Annotated in this window: 7 protein-coding genes; all 7 read right to left on the bottom strand. The window is 65.1% G+C overall.

The features are described from left to right. Positions 1–370: acyltransferase family protein (locus AC1DSN_RS04460; protein WP_477329724.1), on the bottom strand; the 370-nt coding region annotated here is incomplete at its 3' end. Between the two features lie 877 nt (positions 371–1247). Further along, complete coding sequence (ptsP, locus tag AC1DSN_RS04455) at positions 1248–2996, bottom strand: phosphoenolpyruvate--protein phosphotransferase (protein ID WP_477329722.1); 1749 nt, start codon at positions 2994–2996, stop codon at positions 1248–1250. Between the two features lie 3 nt (positions 2997–2999). After that, complete coding sequence (locus tag AC1DSN_RS04450; RefSeq protein ID WP_477329720.1) at positions 3000–3269, bottom strand: HPr family phosphocarrier protein; 270 nt, start codon at positions 3267–3269, stop codon at positions 3000–3002. Further along, positions 3262–3654 (bottom strand): PTS sugar transporter subunit IIA, encoded by a 393-nt coding sequence (locus AC1DSN_RS04445; RefSeq protein ID WP_063573064.1) that lies wholly within the window; start codon positions 3652–3654, stop codon positions 3262–3264. Before AC1DSN_RS04445 ends, AC1DSN_RS04450 begins: the two co-directional genes overlap by 8 nt. A gap of 39 nt (positions 3655–3693) precedes the next feature. Next, positions 3694–4575 (bottom strand): RNase adapter RapZ, encoded by an 882-nt coding sequence (gene rapZ, locus AC1DSN_RS04440; RefSeq protein ID WP_213950087.1) that lies wholly within the window; start codon positions 4573–4575, stop codon positions 3694–3696. 20 nt (positions 4576–4595) lie between these two features. Then, positions 4596–5546: an HPr(Ser) kinase/phosphatase gene (gene hprK / locus AC1DSN_RS04435; RefSeq protein WP_213950062.1), complete on the bottom strand. Its 951-nt coding sequence runs from the start codon at positions 5544–5546 to the stop codon at positions 4596–4598. Between the two features lie 59 nt (positions 5547–5605). Then, positions 5606–5974, bottom strand: a complete 369-nt coding sequence (hpf, locus tag AC1DSN_RS04430) for a ribosome hibernation-promoting factor, HPF/YfiA family (RefSeq protein ID WP_477329718.1) — start codon at positions 5972–5974, stop codon at positions 5606–5608. Between the last annotated feature and the right edge of the window lie 26 nt (positions 5975–6000).

Here is a 6000-nt window from a genome sequence, read left to right as displayed (position 1 = left end):
GGACAAGAGTGTACGAGCGCCACACGCTCGTCGGACCGCTGTTGGCATTGACCAGATGGGGATTTGCCAGGAAAAGGATCAGCGCCGCGGTGCTGACGAGCCAGTACAGCGGGAAGATCCTGCTGAAACGTGCGATCCAGAAGTCGGTCATGCCACCGGTGTCGCGMAGCGACGACCTGGTGTAGATCATCGCCATGACAAAGCCCGAAACGACGAAGAAGATGTCGACGCCACTTGCGCCGATCCGAAACCCATCGAAGACGGCATTGCCGACAACGGATGACTTGAAGGCGATGTGGGACATGACGACAAGGGCCACGGCCAACGCACGTAGATACTGAAGGGTGTAGATCACGATCCGGTCGTCCATGACACAAAGGTCGGGAGTATAAGCGTGAGGCCGCGCGCAAGTGAACGGGTAGCGTTGAGATACTTTGGTCACGGGCAGTCGTGGACCCGCGAGTCCGTTAGATTCGCGGCACGTCGCTTCGTGGGCGTGCCGCACCCGGGCAAGCGGAACTTCACCAAGGAGTACTCATGTCTGTTTCTACCGAAAACGGCACGGTTCGCCGCGCTCGCTACTACGTCGATCCCGATGCCTCAGAGCACGACCTTCTCTCAACAATGCGGCAGCGCTGCCGCACTACGCGCGTGGGCTCACGGAGCTGCTTGCGGAGTACGTGCATGACTCGGACACCGTCGATTGCCGACGCATGGCGTTGTCACTCGATGCGGTCGCCGCGCTTACGCAGATGGGCGCGCATTGTGCGGCGGAGGCGCATGCGCGGCTTACGTGGGAGAGACGTTCCGCTGCGGATGAGGTGTTGGGGCCGCATTGATGGGTCGAGCGTAGGCAGGTGCGGCCCCATTCGCACGCGCGACAGGCTGAGGGTTCGCCGCTGAAGCGGCTCCTACAGGGGCGAGGTGCAGCAGCTGAACGGTACAGAGTGACGCAGCGGCGTTGAGCTTTTGTCTCACGCAACCTCGAGGTTTGGTGTCGCGGTCGGGTTGGTCCTTGGGGACGCCTAAGCTGAGGGCCGCTCAGTCCACAGGGAAAGCGAAAGAGGAGCTACGGCCCGTCACGAAGTGCCGCGCCGCGGCCCCAAGGGCCAACCCGACCGCGACTCTCACGTAGCACGAGCGTGAGGCGGCGTAAGCCGCTGGGGGCATGAGCCGCGTAGCGGCTTTCCTTTTCGCTAGAGCATCGCCGCTGAAGCGGCTCCCACAGGAAGCACACGCAAGCAGGGTTACGCGCAGTTGTCCTGGAGAGAGACAACCTCGAGCAATCGCGCCTCCACTTCGTCCCGCGAATGTGCACGGAACAACCGCGGTGCCGCACGACGCAGCGCGCGGCAGTCCAGCGTGGTGAGGCGGTCACGCACCTGGAGCAACTGCCCCGGGTGCATGCTGAATTCTTCCAGGCCCATGGCCAGGAGCAGTGCCGTGAACTGTGTATCGCCGGCAATTTCCCCGCACAGGCTGACCGGCTTCTTCGCCCGCCGCGCACTAGCGATTACGTGCGCAATTAGCCGCAGAAACGCCGGTTGCAGCGGATCGTAGATGCCTTCCAGCGCATCGTTGTTACGGTCGGCCGCGAGCACATACTGGGCAAGGTCATTGGTGCCGATGGCGAGGAAGTCGGCCTTCTCGAGAATCGACGTCACGCCGATCGCAGCCGCCGGTACCTCAATCATCGCGCCTACATCCAGGCGCTCAGGCAACTCCTGCCCCTCACGTGCGAGATCTTCGCGCGCCTTCTTGATGAGGCGCCGCACATCCGTCATCTCGCCCAGATGGGTAATCATCGGGACGAGAATGCGCACCGGGCCATAGCAGGCCGCACGCAGGATCGCGCGCAGCTGCACGCTGAAAATGTCGGGGTAACGCAGCGACAGACGAACGCCGCGCACGCCGAGGGCGGGGTTGTCTTCCCCGCGAATGGCGAGGCCAGCCGCGTCGGCCTTATCGGCGCCAAGGTCGAGCGTGCGAATGGTGACCGGCAAGCCGCCCATGCCGAGGACGACGTCGCGGTAGGCGATGAACTGCTCCTCTTCCGAGGGCAGGCCGCGCTGGCGCAGGAACAGGAACTCAGAGCGGTACAGGCCGACGCCGTCCGCGCCACGGGCGCGGGCCAGCGTGATGTCGCCGATCAGCTCGGCATTGGCGTAGAGGCGCACGTGGGCGCCATCTTTTGTCAGTGTCGGAGCCGAGGCGAGTGCAGCCAGGCGGCGGCCTTCTGCCGCGGCCTGACGCTGCCACTGGCGATAGCGGGCGAGGTCCTGCGCGGTCGGATGCACGATGACTTCGCCGTGCTCGGCGTCGATCAGGACGAGGTCGTCGTCGTTGATCGTCGCCAGCGCGTCCTTGGTGCCGACCAGCATCGGCAGGTTGAAGCTGCGCGCGAGAATGGCGCTATGCGAGTAGATGCTGCCTGCGCTGGCGATGACGCCGAGCATGCCCTGGCCGGCCATGCTGGCCATGTCGGCGGGGGCGACGGTGTCGCTCACGACGATCTCGCCCACGCGGGCGGCGAGCTTGCGCTCTTCGCGGCTGGATTGCTGGAGGAGGGCGGACATGACACGGCCGATGACCTGGTCGATGTCTTCGCCGCGACTCTTGAGGTAAGGGTCGTTCATGGCGTCGAATACCGCGGCAAGGCGGTCGCGCTGCATCTTCAGCGCCGCGCTGGCGGTGTAATGGCCAACGGCGACGAGTTCGTCCAGGCCGCGCAGCAGCTCYTCGTCGTCAAGGAGCAGGCTATGCGCGTCGATGAAATCGCCTACTTCGCGCGCCAGCGCGCCATGCAGCTTGCCGCGTAGCTCACGCAGTTCCGTGCGGGCGCTGTCGATGGCCTTGTGCAGCCGCTCGATCTCGGGCGCGATCTCCGCGTCCTCGAGCATGCGGGTGTCGACCGCATAGATACTCGGCTGGACCAGACGCGCGCGACCCAGGGCCATGCCCCGGGCGGCTTGCGTGCCGGTCAGCACGACTCTCATCGGTCAGGCACCCTCGTCGAATTTGCGGTCGAACAGATCGACCACCGCCGCCAGCGCGGCCTCTTCGTCTTCGCCATCGGCGCGCACGCCCAGGGCAGTGCCCATGCCGGCGGCCAGCATCATGACGCCCATGATGCTCTGGGCATTCACTTCGCGACCCTTGCTGATGATCCAGACGGTCGATTTGAAGCTGGAAACCAGCTGGACGAGTTTGGYGGAGGCGCGTGCGTGCAGGCCCAGCCGGTTGGATACCACGATGTCCCGTTCAAGCATGGTCGATGAAGATCCCTCCGCGACCGCCACTGGCCGCGATCTCGGTCAGTTCGGTCAGCGATTTATCCGAGTAGTTGAGTACGCGCAGCAGCATCGGCAGGTTCAGTCCCGACACGCAACGCAGGTGCACGCCCAGTTCGCTCAAGGAGAGCCCGATGTTGCAGGGCGTGGCGCCATAAAGGTCGGCGAGGACGAGTACGCCGTCGCCATGGTCGAGATCGCGCGCATGCTTGGCCGTGAGCGTGCGCATGACGTCAGGATCCGCGCTGGGTGGCACTTCCACGGCGTCCACGTCCATCGGCAGCTTGGGCATGACGTGGCGCGCGGCCGAGATCAGTGCCTTGCCGACCGCTTCGTGGGTCATGAGGAGAACGCCGACGCTCATCGCCCGGTGTCTCGGTGGTGCATGGGCTGGGTCATGGCGTTATTCGAGCTCACGATGAAAGGTCAGTACGTTGCCGCGTTCCGAGCGGAAATGCTGGGCCAGCTTCTCGACGAGGTAGACCGAGCGATGGCGCCCGCCCGTACAGCCGATCGAAACGGTGACGTAGCTGCGATCTTCGCCCTCGAAGCGTGGTAACCACGTTTCGAGCCAGCGAGTCACGTCGGCATAGTATTCGCCTACCAGGGGGTTCGCGTCGAGGAATTCCCTGACGGGCTGGTCCTTGCCCGAGAACGGGCGCAGGCGGGGATCCCAGTGCGGGTTGGGCAGGCAGCGGGCGTCGAAGACGAAATCGGCGTCCGAGGGCAGGCCTCGGCGGTAGGCGAACGACTCGAACAGCAGGGTGGTGCCGTCCGAGGCCGCCGCGTAGCCGGTGGCGAACAGGCGCCGCAGCTGGTGCACGTTGAGGTCGCTGGAGTCGATGACCTTCTCGGCGATCGCGATCAGCGGGCGCAGCAGCTTGCGTTCCTGGGCGATCGAGTCGGCCAGCGAGAGCTTTTCGGCGGCCAGCGGATGACGCCGGCGGGTCTCCGAGTAGCGCTTGATCAGCACGTCGTCGCGGCTGTCGAGGAAGATCAGGTGCACGTGCACGCCGGCCATGGACAGCTCGGACAGCACGTGAGGCATGCGCGAGAGGTCGACGCGACGGTTGCGCACGTCCACGCCCACGGCGATACGGCGGCGCGGGCCGTGCTCGCCCTGGCTCACCGCCGCTACCAGCTGCGGGATGAGCTCGGCGGGCATGTTGTCCACGCAATAGAACTCGAGGTCTTCGAGTGCGCGCAGCGCGACCGTTTTGCCACCGCCGGACATGCCGGTCAGGACGATCAGGTGAATCGCGTCGGGGTCGACGATCGGGCTCATGACTTCGTCGATCACGGGGGTCACCACGGTGGCAGCCGGCGCATCTGGTGCGCCTGGCGGTCGATGAAGGTCTGCGCCGGGTCGATGCCCTTGCTCTTGAGCACGTGGCTGCGCACAGCGGCCTCGACCAGTACCGCGAGGTTGCGGCCCGGCGCGACGGGAATGGTGATCTTGGGTACGTCGACGTCGAGCACGTTGCGCCGACTGACATCGCCGGTGAGGCGGGTCATGGCGTCCGTTTCCTCGCCCACGAGCATGGGCTTGAGGTGAATGACCAGACGCAGGTACTTCGAGGGCTTGACGGCGGTGTGGCCGAACATCTCGCGGATGTTCAGCACGCCCAGGCCGCGTACTTCCAAAAGGTCCTGAAGCAGGTCGGGGCAGGCGCCGTCGATGACATCCGGGGCGATCAGGGTGAATTCGGTGGCATCGTCCGCCACAAGGCGGTGGCCGCGGCTGACCAGTTCCAGTGCCAGTTCGCTCTTGCCCGAGCCTGGCTCGCCGGTGATCAGCACGCCGATCGAGAACACCTCGAGGAACACGCCGTGCAGGGTGACCCGCGGCGCCAGCGTGCGCGCCAGGTGGTACTGCAGATAGGTAAGTAATTCGTGGCCGCGGCGGGTGCTCTGCCACAGCGGGGTATCGGTTTCCTCGGCTACTTCACGCAGGTCCGAGGGGATCGCCTGGTCCTTGGTGACGACGAGCGCGGCGGGCTGGTAGGCGGCGATCTTGTGGATCACTTCCCAGCGCTGGCGCGGCTCCAGGCCGTCGAGGAAATTGAGTTCCTCGGTGCCGATGATCTGCACCTTGTTGGGGTAGATCACGTTCAGGTAGCCGACCAGGGACGGGCGGCGGCTCTGCTTAGCGTTGGGTTCGAGCACGCGCGACTCGCCGCGCATGCCTGCGGCCCAACGCAGCGCCATGCGCTCGTGTACTCCGTCGAAGAGTTGTCTGGCGGTCAGCCGGTCCACGCTGGATCCCTTGAAATGGCGAAGCCGGCGCGAGGGCGCCGGCTGGGGCTATTGTGCCATCAAGCGTGGACGGGGGTTCWGGGAGCGGCGACGCGCGCGTCGCGGCCCTCGGCGTTGTGGTGATCCTTGAGCTTTTCCTTGTGCTTCTTCAGCTGGTCGGCAAGCTTGGCGATCATCGCGTCGATGGCTTTGTGGAGGGCGTCCGGTTTCTTTTCGTCTTCGAGGCTGGCTACGCCATCGGCGTGAAGACGGACGCCGGCACAATGGAGGGTGCCACCCGCCTTGTGCTCGTTCTTGTCGACGGAAAGGACCACGTCGAGGGCAGTGATGTTGTCGAAAAGGCGTTCGAAGCGGCTGATTTGCTGTTCCACGCGCTCGCGCAGGGCAGGGGTGGGATGGATGTGCTGGCCGCTGATCTGGATTTGCATGACGCCTCCTTCTTGCTGAGGGTGCC

This window comes from Luteibacter sp. P4_D7_3 (assembly GCF_056401735.1).
Note: the sequence above shows the minus strand (reverse complement) of the source record. Positions and strands in the feature narration are given on the sequence as shown.